Source organism: Pseudomonas sp. SORGH_AS_0211 (assembly GCF_031453455.1).
GTDB classification, from domain to species: Bacteria; Pseudomonadota; Gammaproteobacteria; order Pseudomonadales; family Pseudomonadaceae; genus Chryseomonas; species Chryseomonas aestiva.
This window is the reverse complement of the sequence record NZ_JAVIZV010000001.1, coordinates 1,460,539-1,484,398: the sequence shown is the minus strand read 5'-3', so window position 1 is coordinate 1,484,398 and position 23,860 is coordinate 1,460,539. Positions and strand designations below refer to the sequence as shown.

Genomic DNA, 23,860 nt, shown 5'->3' with positions numbered 1-23,860 from the left:
CCCTGGGCCGTTCAGGACGGGCGTTTCCCCCTTTCGCGAGCGTGCGGCTTCGATGATCTTTCGCCTGCTACAGCTGTTTTGCCTCTGCTTCCTGTTCATCGGCCCGGTCCAGGCCGCCCTCCCCGGGCTGCCGGGCGCCCAGAAGGATCAGGTCGATCCGCAATTCGGCCAGTCCCTGGACCAGGTCATCAAGACCCTGGAAAGCGAGCAGCAGCGCAATCGTCTGTTGGCGGATCTCAAGAAGCTACAGGCGGCCCAGGCCAAGGCCGAACCCAGCGCCTCCCAGGGCGTGATCGGGCTGATCACCGACACCATGACGGTGGTCGAGCAGCAATTGCAGCGCGACAACCTGCGCGAGCGCTGGCAATTCCAGCTGGAGCAGGCGGGCGCGGAGCTGGCCATGTTGGCACCCGCGCCCGAACAGCGACTCAATCTGCTCTCGGGCTTCGTCATCACCCTGGCCTTCTGGGCCGGTTGCGCCCTGGGCCTGAAGAGCATCAGTCATCGGCTGCGCATCAGGTTCAGGCTCTCCGAGGAACTCCCGCTCAGGCCACGGACCCTGGACCTGGTGCGTTTCGCCCTGCGCAAGCTGGCACCCTGGCTGCTGGCGTTCGTCATCACCCTGCTGGTATCCCTGTGGATGCCGGACTCCCTGGGCAAGACCGTCGCCGTCACCCTGGCCTATGCCGCCGTCATTGGCCCGCTGTTCGCGGCAACGGTGGTGGTGATCTGCTCCCTGCCCAGCGGCGCTCACCGCAGCCGGGCGTTGCTGATCCTGCGTCGCCGCGCCTTTCGCCCGCTATGGATCATCGGCAGCCTGGCGGCCCTGGGTGGCGCCGCCAGCGATCCGCACCTGGCCGAGACCCTGGGGCCACACCTGGCCGCGGTCATCGCCATCGGCGCCAACATCTGCGCGGCGCTGCTCACCGCCCAGTTCGCCCTGAGATTCCGCCGACCCATCGCCCACCTGATCCGCAACCAGCCGCTGGCCAAGCGCCAGGCGCTGCACGGGCTGCAGGGCGTGCGCCATCTGATCGCCCGCCTCTGGCACCTGCCGCTGCTGATCCTGGTGGCGGTCTCGGTGGTGGCCACCTTTGTCTCCGCCGGCGATACCAGCGACGCCCTGCGCCGGGCGCTGCTGTTCGCCGTGACCATGGGCGCCGCCCTGGGGCTCAACGCCCTGGTGCGGGCGCGCCTGCTGCGCCGGCGACCGCACGGCCGGATCCAGGAGGCCTATGCCGAACGGCTGCGGGCCTTCTTCGTGCTGGTGCTGGGTATCGTCATCTGGCTGGTGGGGATCGAGCTGGCGCTGCGCGCCTGGAATCTTTCGCTGCTGAGATTCAGCCAGGGTGACGGCCATGCGGTCGCCAGCAAGTTCTTTGGCCTGGGTGGCACCCTGCTGCTGGCCTGGCTGGTGTGGATCCTGGCCGATACCGCGATCCACCGCGGCCTCAATCTGCATCGCGTCAGCCCGAACAATGCCCGCGCCCAGACCATGTTGCCGCTGATCCGCAACGTGCTGTTCCTGACCATCTTCGTCATCGCCCTGATCGTCGCCCTGGCCAACATGGGCGTGAACGTCACCCCGCTGCTGGCCGGTGCCGGCGTCATCGGCCTGGCGGTGGGCTTCGGCGCCCAGAGCCTGGTGGCCGACCTCATCACCGGGCTGTTCATCATCATCGAGGACTCCCTGGCCATCGGCGACTACGTCGACGTGGGCAACCACCTGGGCACCGTCGAGGGACTGACCATCCGTACCGTGCGGCTGAGGGATATCGATGGCATCGTCCACACCATCCCCTTCAGCGAGATCAAGAGCATCCAGAACTACTCGCGGCAATTCGGCTACGCCATCTTCCGCCTGCCGATTCCCCAGGCGCTGTCGGTGGACAAGGCCATCGAGATGGTCCAGGACGTCGGTCGCTCGTTGCGCCAGGATCCGCTGATGGGCCGGGACATCTGGTCGCCGCTGGAGCTGCAGGGGGTGGAAAGCTTCGATTCCGGCATGGCGATCCTGAGATTCCGCTTCAAGACCGCGCCGATCAAGCAGTGGGAGGTGTCGCGGGCCTTCAACCTCAGGCTCAAGCGCTACCTGGACGATGCCGGCATCGAGCTGGCCTCGCCACGCATGAACGTGCGCTATGAGGTGGGCGGCTCGCCGTTGGACCAGGCGACGCGAGGCGGCGAGGCGCCCAGCGAGGGCTGACCCGGCTTCGCTGGCACGACGGCCGGCCCTCGCGACCGGCGGGAATAGCCTCTAGGGTGGGGATGACCTGTTCCGACGAGGCTTTCCCATGCCCTTGCGTACCCTGCTCTGCTATGGCGACTCCAACACTCACGGCACCCGGCCCCTGACCCAGCCTGGCGTACTCGAACGCTTCGGTTGGGACGAACGCTGGCCTGGCGTCCTGGCCCGCGGGCTGGGCACAGATTGGCGGGTGATCGAGGAAGGCCTGCCTGCCCGCACCACGGTGCACGACGATCCCATCGACGGCCACCACAAGAACGGCCTGAGCTATCTCCGGCCCTGCCTGGAGAGCCAGCTGCCGGTGGACGTCCTGCTGCTGATGCTGGGCACCAACGACCTCAAGGCGCGGCTGTCGGTGACCCCGGCGGACATCGCCAGTGCCCTGCAGGTGCTGCTGGACGAGATCGGGCGTTGCAATGCCGGGCCGGGCGGCGCCACGCCCCAGCTCATCGTCATGGCGCCGGCGCCCATCGAGGAAGTGGGCTTTCTCGGCGAGATCTTCGCCGGCGGTGCGGCCAAGTCCCGCGCGTTGGCCGCACGTTATCGCCAGGTGGCCGAAGCCCAGGGCGCAACCTTCGTCGATGCCGGCGAGATCATCCAGGTGAGTCCGGTGGACGGGGTGCATTTCGAGGCGGACCAGCATCGGCGGCTGGGAGAACATCTGATGGAGGTGGTCAGGAGCCTGGGTGCCACCTGAACGCAAGGTGGACCACGGCATGGCCTTGGCCACGGAGTCGGCGGCCTACCGCGGAAAGCGCTGCGCGGTTTTCCATGCTACGGCGCGCTTGGCATCGGCCTGTTGGGCTTCGACGATGGAGCCGTCTCAACCCAACCTACGAAAGGCAATCCCGCGCGGTGCGGGCCTTGGCTACGCATCATAGGTTGGGTTGAGCGCAAGCGAAGCCCAACAGACCGATCTCAGCATCCAGCGTTGGGCTTCGACGAGGGAGCGGTCTCAATCCAACCTACGGCTGACTCCTTGTGTGGGAGCGGCCCACGGCCGCGATAAGAGGTCGAGCCTTAGCTGGAACTGACGAGATGAGCCCGCTTTATCGCGGCCATGGCGGTCCGCCGATGCGGCGCTCCTACAGGTACTCGACGGGCTGCGGAGCGGTACCTTTGCCTCACTCCACCTTCTTGCGAATCCAGTACAGATAGCGCCCTTCCCCCTCGCTCTTCTCCACCAGTTCATGGCCGAGGAAGACGCAGAACTTGGGGATGTCGCGCTGGGTTGAGGGATCGGTGGCGATGACCTTGAGCAGGGCGCCGGGGGCGATGTCGCGCACCTTGTTGTGCAGCATCATCACCGGCTCCGGGCAGTTCAGCCCGCTGGCGTCGAGGGTGGCATCGGCTTCGAGGGTCATGGGGTCTCCAAGGGGTAAAGCGGTTACGGCGATCTGCATTCAGAGCGTGGTAGAGGCCTAGGGTTTCTTGTCCAGCCGCCGCAGGTGACAAGTCACTTCCTCGCGGTCGTGGTAGAGCTGCTTGCAGCCAATGGTGACGCGCTGGCCGCGGCCTTCGAAGTGGTCGTGCAGGCGTTCGAGGATACCGGCCACTTCGCGATAGCGCTGCTTCATCGGCAGCTTGAGATTGACCACCGCCTCGCGGCAATGACCCTCGCCGATCCAGCGTTCGATCAGCGCCGCGGTGCGGGCGGGCTTCTCGACGATGTCGCAGACCATCCAGTCCACCGGGCGCTTGGGGACGAAGGCGTAGCCGTCGACCTGCAGGTGCTCCACCAGGCCCGTGTCCATCAGCGCCTCGTTCATGGGGCCGTTGTCCACCGCCGTCACCAGCATCTCGCGGGCCACCAGCTGCCAGGTCCAGCCACCCGGGGCGGCGCCCAGATCGACGGCGCGCATCTCGGAGGACAGGCGGGTTTCCCAATCGGGACGCGGGATGAAGTGGTGCCAGGCCTCTTCCAGCTTGAGGGTCGAGCGACTGGGAGCCTCGCGGGGAAACCTCAGCCGCGGGATGCCCATGGGCCAGAGGGCGGCGTTGCCCGGCTCGACCACGCCGACGAAAACCTCGCGTCCGCTGAGAAAGGTCAGCTGCAGCCGCGGCGCCCGGGCATCGTCCACCAGGCGGCCGGCCTTGCGCAGCGCCAGGGTCAGGGGGCGCTCGAATTTCTTGCAGAACGTGGAGAGCGCCTTGCCATCGTTGGTGTCGGGCATCTCCAGGGCCAGACTGCCGCAGACAGGATAGTCAGCCAGCAGCTCCAGCAGCGGGCCGATGCGGTCCTGCTCGGGCAGGCCAAGAAAGGCGCCACGGGACCACTGGCGGGGAAAGATCAGCTCCGCGAAGGTGATGGTCTGCATCAACCGGGCGGCACCCTCGGCGTCGCCACAGACGAATTCGGCATAGGCCGCACCCGGCTTGCCCTTGGAATAACCGGCCACGCCGAGCAGCGCCGCCCGCTCGCCGAGCTCGGCGCAGACCTCGCCTTCGAATCCGGTACGGCACAGCAGCAACAGGGTATTCACGAAGGGGCTTCCTCAAGGGGTCACGCAGGGCGCGCACTATACCCCAGCGCGCCCGCTGGGGAACGCCAGCGGCGCCTATCGGTCCAGTACTACACCTAGAAAAATCAGTCCGCCCAGCGCTGGTACGGGTCTCCTTCACCTTTCGAGGCTCGAACGGCCAGCGGGCAACCGTCGAAGCGTCGATAAGGAGACCCCTGATGCCAGCCCTGGACAGCCTCAAAAGCCTCAAGACCCTGCAGGTCGGTGAGCGCACCTACCACTATTACAGTCTGCCCGACGCGGCGCAGACCCTGGGCAATCTCGACAAGCTGCCCAAATCCCTCAAGGTGCTGCTGGAGAACCTGCTGCGCTGGGAAGACAACCAGACCGTTACCGGCGAGGACCTCCAGGCCCTGGCCGACTGGACCAAGACCCGTTCCGCCAACCGCGAGATCCAGTACCGGCCGGCGCGGGTACTGATGCAGGACTTCACCGGCGTACCGGCAGTGGTCGACCTGGCCGCCATGCGCGAAGCCGTGGCCAAGGCCGGTGGCGATCCGCAGCGGATCAATCCGCTTTCTCCTGTCGACCTGGTGATCGACCACTCCGTGATGGTGGATCGCTACGCCAGCGAAAACGCCTACCACGAGAACGTCGAGATCGAGATGGAGCGTAATGGCGAGCGCTATGCCTTCCTGCGCTGGGGCCAGAACGCCTTCGACAACTTCCGCGTGGTCCCACCGGGCACCGGCATCTGCCACCAGGTCAACCTGGAGTACCTGGGCCGCACCGTCTGGACCAAGGACGAGGACGGCCGCACCTATGCCTTCCCCGATACCCTGGTCGGCACCGACTCCCACACCACCATGATCAATGGCCTGGGCGTGCTGGGCTGGGGCGTGGGCGGCATCGAGGCCGAGGCGGCCATGCTCGGCCAGCCGGTGTCCATGCTGATCCCCGAGGTGGTGGGCTTCAAGCTCACCGGCAAGCTGTGCGAGGGCATCACCGCCACCGACCTGGTGCTGACCGTGACCCAGATGCTGCGCAAGAAGGGCGTGGTGGGCAAGTTCGTCGAATTCTTCGGCGATGGCCTGGCCACCCTGCCCCTCGCCGACCGCGCCACCATCGGCAACATGGCGCCGGAGTACGGCGCCACCTGCGGCTTCTTCCCGGTGGACCAGATCACCCTGGATTACCTGCGCCTGTCCGGTCGTCCCGAGGAGACCGTGCAGCTGGTGGAAGCCTACACCCAGGCCCAGGGCCTGTGGCGCAATCCCGGCGATGAGCCGGTGTTCACCGACGTGCTGGAGCTGGACATGGGCGAAGTCCAATCCAGTCTGGCCGGTCCCAAGCGACCCCAGGATCGCGTATTGCTAGGCGAGGTCGCCAAGACCTTTGGCGACTTCACTGCCCTGGCGCCGAAAAAAGCCGAGGCCCCCAAGGCGGGCAGTGGCGTGGAGGTCCAGCTCGACGGCCAGACCTTCCAGCTAGAGGACGGTGCCGTGGTGATCGCCGCCATCACCTCCTGCACCAACACCTCCAACCCCAGCGTGATGATGGCCGCCGGTCTGCTGGCGAAGAAGGCCGCCGAGAAAGGCCTGATGCGCAAGCCCTGGGTCAAGTCGTCCCTCGCCCCCGGCTCCAAGGTGGTGACCGACTACTACAACGCCGCCGGACTCACCCCCTATCTCAACGACCTCGGTTTCGATCTGGTCGGCTATGGCTGCACCACCTGCATCGGCAACTCCGGTCCGCTGCTCGATCCCATCGAACAGGCGATCCAGGACGCCGACCTCACCGTGGCCTCGGTGCTCTCCGGCAACCGCAACTTCGAAGGCCGGGTGCATCCGCTGGTCAAGACCAACTGGCTGGCCTCGCCGCCGCTGGTGGTGGCCTATGCGCTGGCCGGCAGCGTCAAGGTCGATCTGACCCAGGAGCCGCTGGGCATGGGTAACGACGGCCAGCCGGTCTATCTGAAAGACGTCTGGCCCACCCAGCAGGAAGTGGCGGACGCCGTGCAGAAGCTCGACACCGCCATGTTCCACAAGCAATACGGCGCCGTATTCGACGGCGACGAGAAGTGGCAGGCGATCCAGGTGCCGGACGCCGAGACCTATGTCTGGGATGCCGACTCCACCTACATCCAGAATCCGCCCTTCTTCGAGACCATTGCCGGCGATCCGCCGCGCATCGCCGACATCCACGATGCCCGCATCCTGGCGCTGCTGGGCGACTCGGTCACCACCGACCACATCTCCCCTGCCGGCAACATCAAGAAGGACAGCCCCGCCGGCCGCTACCTGGCCGAGCATGGCGTGGACTATGCCGACTTCAACTCCTACGGCTCGCGCCGCGGCAACCACGAAGTCATGATGAGAGGCACCTTCGCCAACATCCGCATCAGGAACGAGATGCTCGGTGGCGAGGAAGGCGGCAATACCTTCCACGTCCCCACGGGCGAAAAGCTGTCGATCTATGACGCGGCCATGAAGTACGAACTGGAAAACACCCCACTGGTGATCATCGCCGGCAAGGAATACGGCACTGGCTCCTCCCGTGACTGGGCGGCCAAGGGCACCAATCTGCTGGGCGTGAAGGCCGTGGTCGCCGAGAGCTTCGAGCGCATCCACAGGTCCAACCTGGTGGGCATGGGCGTGTTGCCGCTGCAGTTCAAGGACGGCGTGGACCGCAAGTCCCTGGGGCTGACCGGCAAGGAAAAGATCGCCGTGCTGGGCATCGACGGTGTCGAGTTGCGGCCGCGCATGCCGCTGACCCTGGAAGTCACCCGCGAGGATGGCAGCCTGGACAGCGTCGAGGTGCTCTGCCGCATCGACACGCTCAACGAGGTGAGCTACTTCAAGGCTGGCGGCATCCTGCACTACGTGCTGCGGGAGTTCCTGGCGAAGCCTGCGGCCTAACCTGGCGGCAACGGACGCCCGGCAGCCTGGCTGCCGGGCGTTCTGCTGTCAGGAGGTTGCCAACAGCTGACTCGCCTCCTGCCCGAACCCCTCGACCACCCCCTGCAGTGGTCCGAGAAAGCGCGGATGGATCAGCCACAGCTGGATTTCCGGCCTGAAGTCCTTCAGCGGGATCACCACCAGGCGTTCGCGGTGGGCACTCAAGGCCAGCAGCGGTGCCGGGACCAGGCCGAGGCCCTGGCCGTCCGCCACCAGGCCGAGCTGGAGTTCGGTGCCATAGGTTTCCAGATTGATGCGCAGCGCCTGGCCATGCTCGGCCAGGGTGCGTTGCAGACTGGCGCGAAAGCCGCAGCCGTCGGGGTTGAGTACCCAGCCCTGACCCTGGATATCGGCCAGCCGCCGCGCCTTGGCCGGCGCCTGGTCTCGGGCGCCGACCACCTGCAGCGGCATGGCGCCGAGGGCCTGGGCCTCGACGTTGTCGGGAAACACCTTGTTGGCCGGAAACAGTACCAGGGCGCCGTCCAGCTCGCCATGCTCGATACGGCTGACCAGCACGCTGCCCCAGCCGGTCGCCACCTGGGTACGCAGTTCCGGGTAGCGGGTACGGATGGCCTTCACGGCCTCCAGCAACAGCGCATCGCCCAGGGTCTGGGGCACGCCCAGGCGTAGCAGCCCGGACGGCGGGGCATCGCCCGCCACCCGCTCGCGCAGGGCGTCCATCTCGCGCAGGATGGCGCGGCAGTGGCCGTAGACCTCCTGCCCCAGGCGTGTCGGCTTGAGTGGCTTGGTGTGGCGGTCGAGCAACTCGACACCCAGATCCTGTTCCAGGCTCTGCAGGCGGCGGGTGATGGCTGGCTGGGTAAGTCCCAGGGACAGCGCGGCGGCATTGAGGGAACCGCTGCGGAGCACCGCGACAAAGGCTTCGATATCGTCGGTCTTCATGAGGAGGCGTCTGACTTCCCGTTGCTGGACATGCGCCTCAAGCATAACGCAACACCTCCGCTACTGCCGGTGCTCAGTGTTGCGCCGTCTGCGCGAGCGGTGCCAGGCTCGTTCCGAAGCCATCGTAGAACAGGCGACTGGCGTCATAGCCCTTGACCAGGCCTTCGCCGGCGAAGAAGTCGACGGTGCGCTGCGCCTGGGCAATGGCCGCGGGGGTGACCGGTCCGAGACTGGTGCGAGCACGGCCGAACCAAGCCTGGGCGATGGCCGCGTCAGCGCGGGTGCGCTCAGCCCAGGCGCTGGCGTAGCGCGCCGTGTGCTCGGGATCGGCATTGGCCCAGGTCCGGGCCTGCTGCAGCCGCCGGAGGAAATCGGCGATGGCCTGGTGCCTGGCGGCATCGTCCAGCGCACCCTGGCTGGCCACCACGAAACTCTGCGCGGGGATCAGGCCTTCGGCAGTGGTGAGTACCCGGGCGCCGTGGCGCTGGGCCTGGGTGACATAGGGTTCCCAGGTGGCGATGGCGTCCACCGAGCCACCCTCCAGCGCGTGGGAGGCATCCAGGGCATTGAGGTAGCGAACGTTCACCTGCTCGCGCCGCACGCCCGCCCGGTCCAGGGCGGACAGGGCCAGTTGCTGGCTCCAGGAGCCCTTCCAGATGGCCACCGTCTTGCCCTGCAGATCCGCCAGGTTGTGGATGCTGGAGTCGCCACGCACCAGGATGGCCACGCCCTCGAGGCTCTGACGACTGATGCCGACCACCCTGATCGGCGCGCCCAGGGCGCCGAGGAACAGCGGCGGCGCATCGCCCAGCAGGCCCAGGTCGAGGCTGCCGACATTGAGCGCCTCGGCTACCGGCGAACCGGCGGTGAATTGCTTCCAGTCCAGCTGGTACGGCAGGTCGTTGAGGACACCGGCGGCTTCCATCACGGTGCGGGTGTTGTAGCTCTGGTCGCCCACCACCAGGGTGGTAGCCAACGCCTGGGTCGCGGCCAGCAGGCCGAGGGTGAGGCCAACAAGGGTCTTGCGCAGCATGGGAAGTCTCTCGTCAGGTGTAGGCACGGACATCGGGGTACTGGCCCTTGACCGCATAACGACCGACCTCCAGCACCTTGTAGGCCAGGGGGTCGTGGAGGCTGTGGGTGCGTACATCGCGCCAGAAGCGGTCCAGGCCCAGGCGGTTGTGGGTGGCGCGGGCACCCAGGGCGTCGAATACCCGGGTGGTGACGTCCAGGGCGGTACGGGCAGCCAGCACCTTGGCGCTGGCCACGGCGATGGCCGTCTCGCCGCGCAATTCGGCGGTGAAGGCGGCATCCGCCTCGAGCAGGTCATCCACCCGCCGGACCGCCACCTCGGCGAGGGCCACGGCGCCCTGCAGGGCGATCCAGAGTTCGCCCACCTGGCTCAGCACCAGTTGATCCTCGCTGGCGCTGGCGGCGAGGGAATGCACCCAGGGTCGCGCTTCCGCGTGCAGATAGCGCCGCGCCTCGCGCAGCGCGCCCTGGGCGGCGCCCAGGTAGTACTGGGTGAAGGCCGACTGGTTGACCGGGGTACGGATCACCGCGGCGAAGTCACCGGCGTCTTCCAGATCGCAGACCTGGACCTCCTCGGCGCTGGCCCAGACGTCGTCAAGGGTGAAGCTGCCGCTGTCGCTGCGCGCCACGCCGAAGTGGTCCCAGTCGTCGGCATAGGTGAGTCCCACTCGATCCGCCGGCAGGGTGACCATCAACCGCACCCCGCTCTCCCGATCACGGGCGCTGATGGTGAGGCGATCGGCGAAGGCGGCGCCACTGCAGAAGCCCTTGCGCCCGGTCAGGCGATAGCCGCCACCGGCGCTCGGCGTGGCGAGGATGTCGTCATCCCGTGGATTGACCACCCCGGCCAGCCACAGCCGGCCCTCGGCGATTTCCGCCAGCAACCGATCGCGCCGCGGCTGGGGTTCGCGGCGCAGGTTCACGGTATTGAGCAGGTGATAGCCAAAGAGCAGGCCGACCGAGCCGTCGCCGGCGGCGATCTCGCGCAGCACGCGCATGGCCAGCGACCAGGGCTGGCCGGCACCCCCGAGCCGCACGGGTATGACCAGGTTGCTCAGGCCACTGTCCTTGAGTCGTTGCAGCTGGGCGTCGGGACGCAGGCGGTCGCGTTCATCGGCCACCACCCGGGCGGCGAATTCCGCGCCGATCTCGCGGGCCAGCGTCAGCCAGCCAGCAGCCTCTTCGGTCGTGCTCATCTAGTCCTCCAGGGGGCCGAGGCCCAGGTGATCTCTCAGGGTCGTGCCCTGGTACTGGCGTCGGAACAGGCCGCGGCGCTGCAGGTGCGGTACCACGCTCTCGCTGAATTCGACGAAGGAACCCGGCAGGTAGCCGGGGGAAATCACGAAGCCATCGCAACCACCGGCTGCGAACCACTCGGCCAGCTGGTCGGCGATCTGGGCCGCGGTACCCACCAGCTGCGGCACGCGGACACTGGCGGCGTAGCTGCGACCCAATTCGGCCAGGGTGGTACGCGGCCCCAGCGCCAGCAGCTTCTCGGCAGCGGCCGGCGGCAGGTCGCCGACCTCGGCCACCTCGCCCAGGGCGGTGTCCAGGCTGAAGCGGGACAGGTCGATGTTGAGCTGGGAGCAGAGGGTGATCAGCCCCACCTCCGGTTGCGCCAGGGCATTGTGTCTTTCCTGCTTGACGCGTGCCTCGGCTTCGCTGCCGCCGATGAAGGGCATGACCGAGGTGAGGATCTTGCAGCCATCCGGCGACCGCCCCTGCTCCAGCACCTGGCGGCGGACGTCGTCGCGGAAGGCGCGCATGGCGGCGAGATTCGGCTGGATGGTGAAGATGGCTTCCGCCCAGCGCGCGCCGAAGCGCCGGCCGCGGCCGCTGGAACCGGCCTGGATCAGCACCGGGCGCCCCTGGGGACTGCGCGGGATGTTGAGCGGGCCCTCCACGCGGAACCAGTCGCCCTGGTGATCGAGGGCGCGCACCTGCGCGGGATCGGCCAGCACCCCCGCCTCCCGATCCAGGCGCAGGGCCTCGGGTCCCCAGCTGCGCCAGAGCTTGACCGCTACCTCGACGAATTCGTCGGCGCGGTCGTAGCGCAGGTCGTGCTCCAGGTGGCGCTCCTTGCCGAACAGCCGGCCCTCGCTGTCGTTCATCGAGGTGACGATGTTCCAGGCGGCGCGCCCGCGGGACAGGTGATCGAGGGTGGCGAAGGCCCGGGCGACATGGGCGGGCTCGTAGTAGGTGGTGGAGCGGGTGCAACCCAGCCCGAGGTGGCGGGTGTGGGCCACCAGGTAGGACAGCAGCGGCAGTGGATCGAGTCGGGTGGCGTCCTGGGCGCCCAGGCGCAGGGCGGTCTCCCGCGAGCCGCCGAGCTGGTCGCCCACCGCCAGGCGGTCGGCGAAGAACAGGAAGTCGAACAGGCCCTCTTCCAGGGCCTTGGCGGCACGGACGTAGTAGTCCGGGTCGAGGAAATCACCCTGGGTCTCCGGATGGCGCCAGACGGCGTGGCTATGGACGACGGGACCGGCCAGCAGGAAGCCGGCGAGGTGCAGGTGGCGACTCATCGGCTGGCCTCCCGAGGCGCTTGCAGGTAGCGATTGAAACTCTGGTCATAGAGCGGCTTGACGTCATAGGGCTGCGGCAGCACCCCGGCCTTGACCAGGAAGTCGGCGGTCTTCTGGCCGTCGCTCAGGGTCTGGGCGCTGATCGGTTCGACCCAGGTGGCATCGCGCCGGAACCAGCGCTCGGCGATGGCCGGATCGGAGTTGTTGCGCCTGGCCCAGGCCTGGGCATAGACGTCGACGTGGTCGCGGGCCCAGCTGCGGGCGCGTTGCAGGCGGGCGACGAAATCGCCGATGGCGGCGCGGTGCTCGTCCAGGTGCTGGGTGTTGGCCACCACATAGACCGGCGCCGGCATCAGGTCCCTGGCGGTGACCAGCACCCGTCCGCCCTGGCGTTCCACCATGCTGACGTAGGGCTCCCAGGTGGCGGTGGCGTCCAGGGTGCCCTGGCTCAGGGCGACCATGGCCTCGGTGGGCATCAGGTAGCTGTAGCGCGGCGCATCGCTGGGCAGCCCGGCCTGTTCCAGCGCCGAATACACCAGCTGCTGGCTCCAGGAGCCCTTCCAGATGGCCACGCGCTTGCCGGCCAGGTCCGCCACGGTTTTGATGGGTGAATCCTTGCCCACGACGATGGCGGTGCCGTCCGGACGGTTGCGGGTCACCGCCACCACCTTGATCGGTCCCCCGCGGGCGGCCAGGGCGATCACCGGGGTGTCGCCGACGATGCCCAGGTCGATGGAGCCGACGTTGAGCGCCTCCACCACCGGCCCCCCGGCGTTGAATCTCTTCCACTGGATCTGGTACGGCAGGTCCTTGAGTTCACCCGCCTGCTCCAGCAGGGTACTGCTGTAGTAGAACTGGTCACCGATGGTGAGGGTGACCGCCTGGGCCAGGCCGGCGGAGGTGCCGGCCAGCAGGCCGGCGGCGAAAAGCAATCCCTTGATCACGAAGGCGTCTCCTCGAAGGTATCGGGAGCGCTCCGTGGGTACGGTCGCGCGGTGGGTGGGTCAGCAGGCTTCAGCCGGTGCGACGGGCGCCGGCCAGGCGCGCGGCGACCTTCTCACGCGTCAGGGGGATCAGCTCACGGCCATATTCCACGGCGTCGTTGAGCGGATCGAAACCGCGGATCAGGAAGCTGTCGACGCCCAGGTCGTAGTAGTCCAGCAAGGCATCGGCCACCTGCTCGGCGGTGCCCACCAGCGCGGTGGAGTTGTGCCCGCCGCCGACCAGGGCGGCGATGCCGGTCCAGAGCCGGCGATCCACGCGGTCGCCCAGGGCCACGGTATCGCGCAGGCGCTGGGCCCCGACCGCTTCCGGCTTGGCCGGATGCACGGCGCCTTCAGCGGCCAGGCGCGCCTTGGCCTGTTGGCGGATGGCCTCGGCCTTGACCCAGGCGGCGTCCTCGGTGTCGCCGAGGATCACCCGGAAGGAGACGTTGAACCTGGGGGTGCGGCCATGGCGCGCCGCCTCGGCGCGGACCGCGGCGATAGTCTCGCGGGTCTGGGCCAGGGACTCGCCCCAGAGCGCGAAGACATCGGCGTGCTTGCCGGCCACCCGCAATGCGGCCGGTGAGGAGCCGCCGAAATAGACCGGCAGGCTCGGCTGCTGCAGCGGCTTGATGGCGGAGAAGCCATTCGCCACCCGGTAGTGCTCGCCCTCGTGGTCGAAGGGCTGGGTGCTGGTCCACTCCTGGCGCACCACGTCGAGGAATTCCTCGGTACGGGCATAGCGCTGGTCGTGGTCGAGCCAGTCGCCGTCCTTGCGCTGCTCGCCGTCGCTGCCGCCGCTGATGATGTGCACCGCCAGGCGGCCGTCGAGCAGATGGTCGAGGGTCGCCAGCTTGCGCGCCGCCAGGGTCGGGGCGACGAAGCCGGGACGGTGGGCCAGCAGGAACTTGAGCGTCTGCGTCGCCTGCCCGGCCAGGGCAGTGACCAGGAAGCCATCGGGTTGATCGGACCAATAGCCCACCAGGATGCGATCGAAGCCGGCCTGCTCGTGGGCCTGGGCGAAGCGGGTGACATAACCCTTGTCGAAGATGGGACCGGAGGGGGCGATGATCTCCGAGGTGAGGCGATGGCCGATCATGCCGAGGAATTGAACGCTCATGGTGGTGAATCCCGTGCCGAAGTAGAGAGGGGACGCCTTCCGGGAAGACGTTGGCTGGGGTTCACCTTAGGCAGCCAGGGCATAAGAAGGAAATTCCTTATACGCATATCCTAATTCGAGTTTTATTTAATGTATGCATTTATCGCGGACGAATCAGCGCTCCTTATCGTGACCGCGGTAGTGCGGTAGCGTGGAAAACGGCGCAGCCTTTTCCGCTGGAGGCGTTCGCTGCAAAGGGCGCCCTCAGCCCAGCCCTCTCCCCGGGGGAGAGGGGGCCGTCCGCGCGAAGGTCTGGATCCTCGGTTACCCGGCCAAAGTCCGTGCCTTGTCGGGCTTCGACGGTGGAGCCGGCGCAACCCAACCTACAGGGATGTTCCGTAGGCTGGGTTGAGCGTGGCGAAGTCCAACCCGCCGGGGAAGACCCTACCGCTGCATGCCCCACTTCTTCACCGTCAGCCGTTCCAGGGTGGCGAACACCAGGCCTTCCACCAGCAGGCCGATGATGATCACCGCGGCAAGGCCAGCGAAGACGCGGTCGGTGTAGAGCTCGTTGCGATTCTGGAAGATGTACCAGCCCAGGCCGCCCTTGCCGCTGGAAGCACCGAACACCAGCTCGGCGGCGATCAGGGTGCGCCAGGCGAAGGCCCAGCCAATCTTCAGGCCCGAGACGATGGCCGGCAGCGCCGCCGGGATGAGGATCAGCCCGACGTACCTCAGCCCCTTGAGGCCGTAGTTGCGCCCCGCCATGCGCAGGGTGTCGGAAACGCCGAGAAAGCCCGAGTAGGTGTTGAGCGCCATGGGCCAGAGCACCGAATGCACCAGCACGAACACCAGGCTGTTCTCGCCCAGGCCGAACCAGAGCAGCGCCAGGGGCAACAGGGCGATGGCCGGCAGCGGGTTGAACATCGAGGTCAGGGTGCCGAGCAGGTCGCGACCGAACTGGGTGGAAACGGCCAGGGCGCTCAACGCCAGGGCCAGGACCACGCCCAGCAGATAGCCCTTGAGCAGGGTGCCGAGGGAAATGGCGACCTTGGCCAGCAACTCGCCGGTCACCAGGCCATCCCAGAAGGCCGCGGCGGTCTGCAGGAAGCTGGGCAGCAGCAGGTCGTTGCCCTGCCAGCGGGCGGCCACTTCCCAGGCCAGCATCAGGATCGCCAGGATCACCAGCTTGCGCAGCCAGGCCTGGCTCCACAGGCGCGTCGCCAGGGGCAGCTCGACCGCCAGCGGCAAGTCGTCGAGGGGCGCAAGGTCCCGTTGGTATTCGGCCCGCACCGGGGGCTGTCGAGTCATGGGTCTACCTCGAAACTAGTAGGAAATGCGGCCCTGGACGATGGCCTGCTGCAGGCGCAGGCGCTCGTCGGCGACCTCGGGTGGGAGCGTCTGAACGTCGTCGGGGAACAGCAGGTTGTGGATGCGCAGCGCGGTACTCTGGAATTCGGCGCCGCCGAAGTCCTCAAGGCCGAACTGGTGGCAGTTGAGTTCCGCACGGACCCGGCCCGGATGGGGCGACAGCAGCAGGATGCGGTTGCCCACCACCAGCGCCTCTTCGATAGAATGGGTGACGAACAGCAGGGTGAAGCGCACCTCGTCCCAGAGCGCCAGGAGTTCTTCCTGCATCTTGCGGCGGGTCAGGGCGTCGAGGGCGGCGAAGGGTTCGTCCATCAGCAGGATCTTGGGCTGCATGGCCAGGGCCCGGGCGATGGCCACCCGCTGCTTCATGCCGCCGGAAAGATGATGCGGATAGGCATCGACGAAGCGCGTCAGGCCGACCTTGTCCAGGTAGTGCAGCGCCCGCTCGCGCGCCTCGCCACGACTGGCCTGGCGACTGGCGAGCAGCGGGAACATGGTGTTCTCCAGCACCGTCTTCCACGGCGGCAGCTGGTCGAATTCCTGGAACACCACGATGCGATCCGGTCCCGGCCCCTTGATCGGCTGGCCATCCAGGCGAATTTCGCCGTGCAGCGGCGGCAGAAAACCCGCCACCGACTTGAGCAGACTCGACTTGCCGCAGCCGGACGGCCCGAGCAGCACGAAACGGTCGGCGCCATGCACCTCGAAGGATACCTGGTGGGTGGCCCGCACCCGGCGCTCGCGGGTGCGGTATTCGAGGTCGAGATCCTGCACCTGCAGCAGCGGCTGGGTCTGCGCCAGGGTCAGGTGCGGACGCGAAGCGAGAGGAGCGTTCATGGTCGTCTCCTCCCTCAGAAAGGCGCATCGCCCTGGATGGTCGTGCGATACAGCTTGCGCCGCAGGTGATTGGGGCAGCCGGCCGCCAGGTGCAGCAGCGAGCGGTTGTCCCAGAACACCAGGTCGTGGGTTTGCCACTGGTGGCGATAGAGGTGCTCGGGCTTGACGCTGTGGGCATGCAGCTCGGCCAGCAGTTCGCGACTCTCGTCTTCCGGCAGGCCGACGATATGGGTGGTGAAGCCCTCGCTGACGAACAGCGCCTTGCGGCCGTTTTCCGGATGGGTGCGCACCACCGGATGCACCACCGCCTTGACCTCGGCCAGTTGCGCGGCGGTCAGGGTCGGCCGCCAGTTGCCTTCGAACTTGGGCTTGGCATAGGTGGCGGTATAGGAATGCTCGGCCTGGAGCCCCTCGACCTGGCGCTTGAGCGCCGCTGGCAGGGTGTCGTAGGCCAGGTGCATGTTGGCGAAGAGGGTATCGCCGCCCTCCTCCGGCAACTCCTGGGCGTGCAGCATGGAACCCAGGCTCGGCAATTCCTTGTAGGAGAGGTCCGAGTGCCAGAACTTGCCGGCATCGCCGAGGCCGATCGGCTGGCCGTCTTCGACGATGTTGGAGACGATGAGGATCTCCGGGTGGCCGGCCAGGTGGAATTGCTTGAGCACATGGATCTGCAACTCGCCGAAGCGGCGGCTGAAGGCGATCTGCTCTTCAGGCGTGATGCGCTGGTCGCGGAACACCACCACATGATGGTCCAGGTGGGCGCGATGAACGCGGGCGAAGTCTTCGGCATTGAGCGGCCGGGCCAGATCGATGCCGAGGATCTCGGCCCCCAGGTTGCCGAAGGGACGGATCTCGAAGGTCTGGCCGGCGGCCGGCCGTGGGGAGGCGAGAGTCATTGGAGGGTTCTCCTTGGTGGTCCGGCTCAGCTGCCGGGACGCTCGTGGGCTTCGGGGAAGAAATAGTCCTGCCAGGCGGCAGCCTGGTGTTTCAGCACGCCCAGTTCGTGCAGCTTCTGGGCGTAGACGAAGGTCCGCTGGGGCTCGACGGTGAAGTCGATCTCCGGGTCCTCGACGATGCGCTGCACCAGGGCCAGCGGCAGCCTGGAGTGCTCGACGCGGACATAGGCTTCCGCGGCCGCGGCCTTGTTGGCGCGGATGAAGGCGGCGGCTTCCACCAGGGCGTCATAGAAGGCGCGGTAGGTCCTGGGATTCTCGTCGTGGAATTTCTCGGTGGTGTAGAGCACGTTGAAGGTGCCCGGTCCGCCGAGGACGTCGTAGCTGCTGAGGATGCGATGGACCCGGGGATTCTCCAGCGCCTGGTACTGGAACGGCGGGCTGGAGAAATGGGTGGTGATCTCCGAACCGCCCGCCATCAGGGCGGCGCTGGCATCGGGGTGCGGCAGGCTTACGCTGATGGCGTCGAATTTCTTGAACTGGGCATCGCCGAAGACCTTGGCCGTCTCGATCTGCAGGGTGCGTGACTGGAAACCCACGCCCGCCGCCGGCACGGCGATGCGGTCCTGATCGGTCAGGTCCTTGATCGACCTGACCTCGGCGCGATTGCTCAACAGGTAGTTGGGCATGGCGCCCAGGGCGGCGATGGCCTTGACGTTCTGCCGTCCGCGGGTGCGATCCCAGACGGTCAGCATCGGCGGTACCCCGGCGGACACCACGTCCAGCGAGCCGGCCAGCAGCGCCTCGTTCATGGCGGTGGCGCCGGAGATGCTGTTCCAGTCCACCTGGATGTCCAGGCCAGCGGCCTGGCCGTGCTTCTCGATCAGTTGCCTATCGCGTACCACGTCAAGGATCAGATAACCGATACCGAATTGCTGGGCGATGCTGATCTTGCCTTCGGCGGCAGCGCTGCCCGCAAAGCCCAGGGCGCTCGCCACGGCGGCGATAACCGCCAACCCCTTCCCTACCCTGCTCATCATCCCGCTCCGTGCCGACTGGCCATCCGAAAGCGTTATAGGCTAATGAGCTGTTATAACTTTTGGTAAAGACGGAATTCGACTAACGATATGCAGTGACGGCGCAGGCGCCGGCGGTGCCGTCACGGCAGAGCAAAGGTGGACCAGCCTGGGCTGGCCAGCGGACCTCAGGCGGTGACCGCGCGCCGCGCCAGTAGCTGACCTACCGCCAGCACGAAGACCGCGCCGATCGCCCCGGCCACATAGGGCACCCAGTGCACATCGGAAAAGCCCAGCCAGCCCTGCAGCAGTTCGTCGCTGGCGATCAGCTTGCCGGCGATCCAGCCCAGCAGGGCCGCACCGGCCACCACCAGCCAGCGAAACTTTTCCATGAGCTTCAGGATGAGCTGGCTGCCAAAGATGATGATGGGGATGCTGATGAGCACCCCGGTGATGGCCAGGCCCAGGTGCCCCTGGGCAGCGCCCGCCACGGCGATGACGTTGTCCAGGCTCATCACCACGTCGGCCACGATGATGATCCAGATGGCCTGGCCAAGGGTGGTACCGGCCTTGACGTTGGCCTCGTCCTCTTCGGGCGTCAGCAACTTGATGCCGATCCACAGCAGCAGCACGCCACCGACCACCTTGAGCAGCGGCCAGCCCAGCACATAGCTGGCGACGAACAGCAGCAGGATGCGCAGGATCACCGCGCCGGCGACACCGCCGAGGATAGCCTTGCGGCGCTGGGCCTCGGGCAACCGCCGACAGGCCAGCGCGATCACCACGGCGTTGTCGCCGCCGAGCAGGATATCGATGATGACGATCTGCAGGAGACCGGTGAGAAAGGCAGGATCGGACAGGGTGGCGAGCAAGATCGACCTCGACGCTAAGGGTGCTGGGACAGGCGTTTGGCAGCAGGGGGCGTTGATGATTTCATCCGGCCCCTGCCATGGCGCCAAGAATAGCGCCCCAAGCTGTCATCCAGCCGACGAAACGGCGCCGCGGATCGATTCCGCCTGGCGCCGGGGCCTCGTTTCAGCCGTTTGTCGAGGGGGCACCGATCCGCACGTCGCCCTGACCGCTGGCGGCCAGCTCGCGGGCAACCAGGCCGCTGCGCAGTTGCTCGTCGAGAAAGCCCTGCACGAAGGCTGCCGCGGCCGCGCGCCCCTTGGGCACGGCCATGGCCTGGCGGATCTCGGTGAAGCTGTCGGCCAGCACCCGGTAGCCCGGATGAGCGGCGGCATAGGCTTCCAGGGGTTGACGCACCCCGGCGGCGGCGTCCAGGCGCTGATCGACGAACCAGTCGATGGCCGCCGGCGAGGTCGGCGCGCGCACCAGCTCCGCCTGGGTCAGGGTGCGACTGAGATAGAGGTCATAGGCCGCGCCCTGCCCCACGGCGATACGGCGCCCGGCCCGGTCCAGCTCGGCCACGCCCTGAGCCGGATCGTCCGCGCGCAGCAGATAGGTGCCCTCGATGATGACATAGGGTTCGCTGAAGGCGATCTGCGCCGCCCGCACCGGTTCGATGGCGAGAAAGGCCAGGTCCCAGGCGCCGTCCTGCAGCGCGGCAAAGACCTTGCCGGCGGCGTCGTGGGTCGTGAAATGCACCGGCACATCCAGGCGCTCGGCCAGCGCCCGGGCCAGGGCCACCGAGACACCGGCCGGCTCGCCATCGGCGCCGCGTTGCGCCAGCACCGGGTTGCCGTAGTTGATCGCGGTCCGGAGAACGCCCTGGGGGGCCAGTTCGGCCAATACCGTTGCGGATGGGCTCATGGAAGCTCCTTGGAGGGGTCGACTGTCGGGGTGCGGTTGGGGCTCGCCGCTGCCGTCCGATACTGCCCGCTCCCGGGCGATTGCGCACGCCTTCGTCGACCCTTCCGTGCTCGCGGCCTCACACCCTGAGCCGCTGCAATTCCTCATAGGCCTCGGCGGCCTGGGCCAGCAAGGCGGGGGCGCGCCGCTCACGCGGCTGGGGCGCCGCCACGGCGAAGTGGCGCTGCACGCGGGAGGGCGCGCCGCCCAGGACCAGGACGCGGTCGCCGAGGTAGAAGGCCTCGTCCAGGTCATGGGTCACCAGCAGCACGCCGATCTGATACCGGGCCACCAGGCGCAGCACCAGGTCCTGCAGTTGCCAGCGGGTGAAGGCATCCACCGCGCTGAAGGGCTCGTCGAGCAACAGCAGCCGTGGGCGACCATAGAGTCCGCGAGCGATGGCGACCCGCTGCGCCATGCCGCCGGAGAGTTGCTTGGGCAGCAAGGCGCCCTGCCCCTCCAGCCCGACCTCACTTAGCAACTGCGCGGTCCAGGCGCGATCGAAGCGCGCGCCCTCGGCGAAGCCGACGTTGGCAGCCACGTCCAGCCAGGGCATCAGCCGCGGCTCCTGGAACACCACGCCGACGCCCTGGCTGGACGCGGCCAGGGTCAGGCGGCCACCGAACTCGTCGTCCAGTCCGGCGGCGATGCGCAGCAGGGTGCTCTTGCCGCAGCCACTGGCGCCCAGCAGGCTGACCACCTCGCCGGCGGCCAGGGTCAGGTCGACGCCTTCCAGCACCCGGCGCCCGGCAAAGGCCTTGCCGATGCGTTCGAGGGACAGCAGGGGTTCGCTCATCACTGGCCACCCTGGTAGGTGTCGCGCCAGGCCAGCGCCCGGCGTTCCAGGCGTAGCAGCAGTTCATCACTGAGCTTGCCGAGCACCGCCAGCACCAGGATGGCGGCGATGACCACGTCCGGTCGCGAGGTCTCCCGGCCGTCGCTGAGCAGATAGCCGAGGCCGGCGGTGGCGGCGATCAGTTCGGCGGCCACCAGGAACATCCAGCTCATGCTCAAGGCTCCGCGCAGCCCGGTGAACAGACTGGGCAAGGCGGCCGGCAGCAGGATGCGGCGGATCAGCGCTGGGCGCGACAGGCGATAGAGGCGGCCCACTTCCACCAGGCGGCGATCGACGTCGCGGATGCCGCTGACCAGCGCCAGGTACAGTGGAAAGAAGGCGCCCAGGGCGATCAGCACGATCTTTGGCGTTTCATCGATACCCAGCCAGAGCAGCAGCAGGGGTACCCAGGCCAGGCTGGGAATAGCGCGCAGCGCCTGGAACAGCGGATCGAGATAGGCCTCGGCGCGGCGCGACATCCCGACCCAGGCGCCGATCAGCAGCGCCAGACCCGCGCCCAGGGCAAAGCCACTGGCGACCCGCGCCAGACTGGCCGCCAGATGCCGCCACAACTCCCCTTCCCCCAGCAGCCACAGGGTCCGCAGCACCTCGCTGGGCGGTGGCATCTGGTAGGCCGGCAGCCAGCCCAGGCGCACCACCGCTTCCAGCACCGCCACCAGCCCCAGGGGCAGCACGGCGCCGCGCCAGCGGCCACCCGCACCGCGAGCGGGTCGGGAGGCCTGGGCCAGCGGCGCAGCCTGGGTCAGTTCATCACTCACGGCGCGTTCACCTTGGCCACGGCGGGTTCGGCCTTGATCACGGCCTGGGCCAGCGCGGGCTGGACCAGGGCATCGACCGCCGCGACGGCATCCACGCCGGGGCGTACCAGGCCTTCTTCGGCCAGCAGCGGCGCGGCACCCTTGAGCGCGGCGACGAATTGCGGACCCGGCAGCGGCTGGCTGAAATCGGTACGGGCGAGCTGGCGCTGGGCGACTTCCAGCGGCAGGCCGGACGCCTTGGCCAGTAATTCGGCGGTCTCTTGGGGATGGGCCAAGGTCCAGCGGCGCGCGTCCTCATAGGCGCCCAGCACCGCCTTGACCAGTTCCGGCTGGGCCTTGGCGAAGGCTTCGGTGGTGCTCAGCACGCCATAGCTGTTGAAGTCGAGATTGCGATAGAGCAGGCGCGAGCCCGCCTGCAATTCGCTGGCGGCCATGTGCGGATCGAGACCGGCCCAGGCGTCCACCTGGCCGCGCTCCAGGGCGGCGCGACCGTCCGGGTGCTGGAGATGGACGATTTCCACGTCGCCCTTCTTCAGGCCCGCCTCGCGCAGGCTGCGCAGCAGGAACAGATAGGGATCGGTGCCCTTGGTCGCGGCGATCTTCTTGCCCTTGAGATCGGCCAGGGACTTGAGCGGCGAAGCCTTGGGCACCACCAGGGCGGTCCATTCCGGGCGACTGGCGAGATAGAGGGTTTCGATCGGAGCGCCATTGGCGCGGCTGAGCAGCGCCGCGAGACCCGCGGTGGAGGCGAAATCGGTGCTGCCGCTGTTGAGGTATTCCAGCGAGCGATTGCTGCCCTGGCTGAACACCCAGCGCACGGCGATGCCCTGCTCGCCGAGGCGCTTTTCCAGCAGGCCCTGCTCCTTGAGCACCAGGCTGGTGGGGGCATAGTAGGCGTAGTCCAGGCGGACTTCCTTGGGCGGTGCGGCCAGCGCCAGCAGCGCGCTGCCGAGCAGGGCCAGGCCGGCGGCCCAGCGTAGCGTGGTCTTGTGCATCTCGAGTTCCTTGTCGGCTAGCGGGAGGTCAGGGGGGCGCTGGGGGTCCAGAGGTCCACGGCGCTGGCATCCACGGCAGTGGGTAGCAGCTTGGCCGCGTGGAAGGCATCGGCGATGCGCTGCTGCTCGCCGAGGGCGGCGCGACTGACCGGCTGGACATCGTAGGTGCGGCGGCCGTTGGCCAGCTCGACGGTAGCCTCGTCCAGGCGACCCCACTGCGGACCGAGGATGCGTGCCGCCTCGGCGGGGCGTTGCTTCACCCACTGCCCCGTGCGCTGCAGCTCGGCGAACACCAGGGCCAGCACCTCGGGATGAGCCTGGGCATAGGGGGTGGCGGCCAGGTAGTAGCGCTGGTAGCTGGCCAGGCCTTCGCCGGAGGCGAGTATGCGGACGTGCTGCTGGCGCTGGGCGCTGGCGACGAAGGGCTCCCAGGTGACCCAGGCGTCCACCTTGCCGTTCTCCAGGGCGGCGCGACCGTCGGCGGGGGTGAGATAGGCCGGCTGGATGTCGGCGAAGCTCAGGCCGGCCTCCTGCAGGGCGGCGATCAGCAGGTAGTGGCTACCGGCGGCCTTGGTCACGGCGATGCGCTTGCCCTTGAGATCGGCGAGGCTCTGCAGCGGCGAGCCCTCCGGGACCAGGATGGCCTGGGCCTGGGGCGATGGTGTTTCCCGAGCGAAATAGGTGAGCTTGGCACCCGCCGCCTGGGCGAACACCGGCACGGTGTCGGCGACGTCGGCGGAGAGATCCACGTTGCCGACGTTGAGGGATTCCAGCAGCGGCAGGCCGCTGGAGAACTCATGCCAGCTGACGGTGATGCCCTTGGCTGCCAGATCCCGCTCCAGGGTGCCCTGCTCCTTGAGCAGCACCAGCAGGGTGGAGGATTTCTGGTAACCGATACGCAGGCTGGTATCGGCCTGAGCGGCGCAGGCAAGGCCCAGCAGACCCAGGGCGAGCAGTCCCTGGCAGAGACCTGCGCGAAACGAAAAGCGGATAGCGGCCATGAATGCCTCAGCGGGCGGCGAATGGATGCCGGCCACGATAAGGAATAAGCAAAGGTCAGCTTAATACCGATTTGGAATTTGGTTAGAGGCGAGGCCCACGCCCGCGAACGCCTTA

The 23,860-nt window shown here is 67.7% G+C and carries 21 protein-coding genes; 3 read left to right on the top strand and 18 right to left on the bottom strand.

Annotation, left to right across the window (positions count from 1 at the left end; all coding sequences use genetic code 11):
• Positions 1-52 precede the first annotated feature (52 nt).
• A complete protein-coding gene (locus tag QE393_RS06930) occupies positions 53-2,206 on the top strand; it encodes a mechanosensitive ion channel family protein (RefSeq protein WP_273807025.1) in 2,154 nt (717 codons plus the stop codon).
• A gap of 88 nt (positions 2,207-2,294) precedes the next feature.
• Positions 2,295-2,945 carry an SGNH/GDSL hydrolase family protein gene (locus QE393_RS06925; RefSeq protein WP_273807024.1) on the top strand — a complete coding sequence of 217 codons (651 nt, stop codon included), beginning with the start codon at positions 2,295-2,297 and terminating at the stop codon, positions 2,943-2,945.
• Positions 2,946-3,372: 427 nt separating this feature from the next.
• On the opposite strand, the gene tusA is transcribed toward QE393_RS06925, so the two are convergent.
• Both tusA and rlmM read right to left on the bottom strand, forming a co-directional pair.
• Complete coding sequence (tusA, locus tag QE393_RS06920; RefSeq protein ID WP_027597771.1) at positions 3,373-3,612, bottom strand: sulfurtransferase TusA; 240 nt, start codon at positions 3,610-3,612, stop codon at positions 3,373-3,375.
• A gap of 57 nt (positions 3,613-3,669) precedes the next feature.
• Entirely contained in the window at positions 3,670-4,731 is a 1,062-nt protein-coding gene (gene rlmM, locus QE393_RS06915; protein ID WP_310042691.1) for a 23S rRNA (cytidine(2498)-2'-O)-methyltransferase RlmM, read from the bottom strand.
• Between the two features lie 197 nt (positions 4,732-4,928).
• On the opposite strand from rlmM, the gene acnA reads away from it, so the two are divergent.
• Positions 4,929-7,628: an aconitate hydratase AcnA gene (gene acnA / locus QE393_RS06910; RefSeq protein ID WP_273807022.1), complete on the top strand. Its 2,700-nt coding sequence runs from the start codon at positions 4,929-4,931 to the stop codon at positions 7,626-7,628.
• 48 nt (positions 7,629-7,676) lie between these two features.
• On the opposite strand, the gene QE393_RS06905 is transcribed toward acnA, so the two are convergent.
• From QE393_RS06905 to QE393_RS06830, 16 genes are all read right to left on the bottom strand, one after another.
• Positions 7,677-8,570 carry a LysR family transcriptional regulator gene (locus QE393_RS06905; RefSeq protein WP_310042690.1) on the bottom strand — a complete coding sequence of 298 codons (894 nt, stop codon included), beginning with the start codon at positions 8,568-8,570 and terminating at the stop codon, positions 7,677-7,679.
• Between the two features lie 73 nt (positions 8,571-8,643).
• Positions 8,644-9,603, bottom strand: coding sequence for an ABC transporter substrate-binding protein (locus QE393_RS06900; RefSeq protein WP_273807020.1), 960 nt, complete (start codon positions 9,601-9,603; stop codon positions 8,644-8,646).
• Positions 9,604-9,616: 13 nt separating this feature from the next.
• On the bottom strand, positions 9,617-10,798 hold the full coding sequence (locus tag QE393_RS06895; RefSeq protein WP_310042688.1) for an acyl-CoA dehydrogenase family protein: 1,182 nt from the start codon (positions 10,796-10,798) through the stop codon (positions 9,617-9,619).
• The gene (locus QE393_RS06890) at positions 10,799-12,124 is read right to left on the bottom strand and encodes an LLM class flavin-dependent oxidoreductase (RefSeq protein WP_310042687.1); all 1,326 of its coding nucleotides are present in this window, start codon (positions 12,122-12,124) and stop codon (positions 10,799-10,801) included.
• Positions 12,121-13,068, bottom strand: coding sequence for an ABC transporter substrate-binding protein (locus QE393_RS06885; RefSeq protein WP_273807017.1), 948 nt, complete (start codon positions 13,066-13,068; stop codon positions 12,121-12,123). The genes QE393_RS06890 and QE393_RS06885 overlap by 4 nt, the downstream gene beginning before the upstream one ends.
• A gap of 70 nt (positions 13,069-13,138) precedes the next feature.
• Positions 13,139-14,227 carry an LLM class flavin-dependent oxidoreductase gene (locus QE393_RS06880; protein WP_273807016.1) on the bottom strand — a complete coding sequence of 363 codons (1,089 nt, stop codon included), beginning with the start codon at positions 14,225-14,227 and terminating at the stop codon, positions 13,139-13,141.
• Between the two features lie 423 nt (positions 14,228-14,650).
• On the bottom strand, positions 14,651-15,517 hold the full coding sequence (locus QE393_RS06875; RefSeq protein ID WP_273807015.1) for an ABC transporter permease: 867 nt from the start codon (positions 15,515-15,517) through the stop codon (positions 14,651-14,653).
• A 15-nt stretch (positions 15,518-15,532) separates the two neighbouring features.
• A complete protein-coding gene (locus QE393_RS06870) occupies positions 15,533-16,414 on the bottom strand; it encodes an ABC transporter ATP-binding protein (RefSeq protein WP_273807014.1) in 882 nt (293 codons plus the stop codon).
• 14 nt (positions 16,415-16,428) lie between these two features.
• Positions 16,429-17,310 (bottom strand): TauD/TfdA family dioxygenase, encoded by an 882-nt coding sequence (locus tag QE393_RS06865; protein ID WP_273807013.1) that lies wholly within the window; start codon positions 17,308-17,310, stop codon positions 16,429-16,431.
• Positions 17,311-17,336: 26 nt separating this feature from the next.
• A complete protein-coding gene (locus QE393_RS06860) occupies positions 17,337-18,344 on the bottom strand; it encodes an ABC transporter substrate-binding protein (RefSeq protein ID WP_273807012.1) in 1,008 nt (335 codons plus the stop codon).
• Between the two features lie 167 nt (positions 18,345-18,511).
• Complete coding sequence (locus QE393_RS06855; protein WP_273807011.1) at positions 18,512-19,195, bottom strand: TerC family protein; 684 nt, start codon at positions 19,193-19,195, stop codon at positions 18,512-18,514.
• A gap of 163 nt (positions 19,196-19,358) precedes the next feature.
• The gene (locus QE393_RS06850; RefSeq protein WP_273807009.1) at positions 19,359-20,096 is read right to left on the bottom strand and encodes an ABC transporter substrate-binding protein; all 738 of its coding nucleotides are present in this window, start codon (positions 20,094-20,096) and stop codon (positions 19,359-19,361) included.
• Positions 20,097-20,214: 118 nt separating this feature from the next.
• Positions 20,215-20,931 (bottom strand): ABC transporter ATP-binding protein, encoded by a 717-nt coding sequence (locus tag QE393_RS06845; protein WP_273807007.1) that lies wholly within the window; start codon positions 20,929-20,931, stop codon positions 20,215-20,217.
• Positions 20,931-21,737, bottom strand: a complete 807-nt coding sequence (locus QE393_RS06840; RefSeq protein ID WP_405046281.1) for an ABC transporter permease — start codon at positions 21,735-21,737, stop codon at positions 20,931-20,933. The genes QE393_RS06845 and QE393_RS06840 overlap by 1 nt, the downstream gene beginning before the upstream one ends.
• Positions 21,738-21,745: 8 nt before the next feature.
• A complete protein-coding gene (locus QE393_RS06835; RefSeq protein WP_273807006.1) occupies positions 21,746-22,744 on the bottom strand; it encodes an aliphatic sulfonate ABC transporter substrate-binding protein in 999 nt (332 codons plus the stop codon).
• A gap of 17 nt (positions 22,745-22,761) precedes the next feature.
• Entirely contained in the window at positions 22,762-23,745 is a 984-nt protein-coding gene (locus tag QE393_RS06830) for an aliphatic sulfonate ABC transporter substrate-binding protein (RefSeq protein WP_273807005.1), read from the bottom strand.
• Positions 23,746-23,860 lie beyond the last annotated feature (115 nt).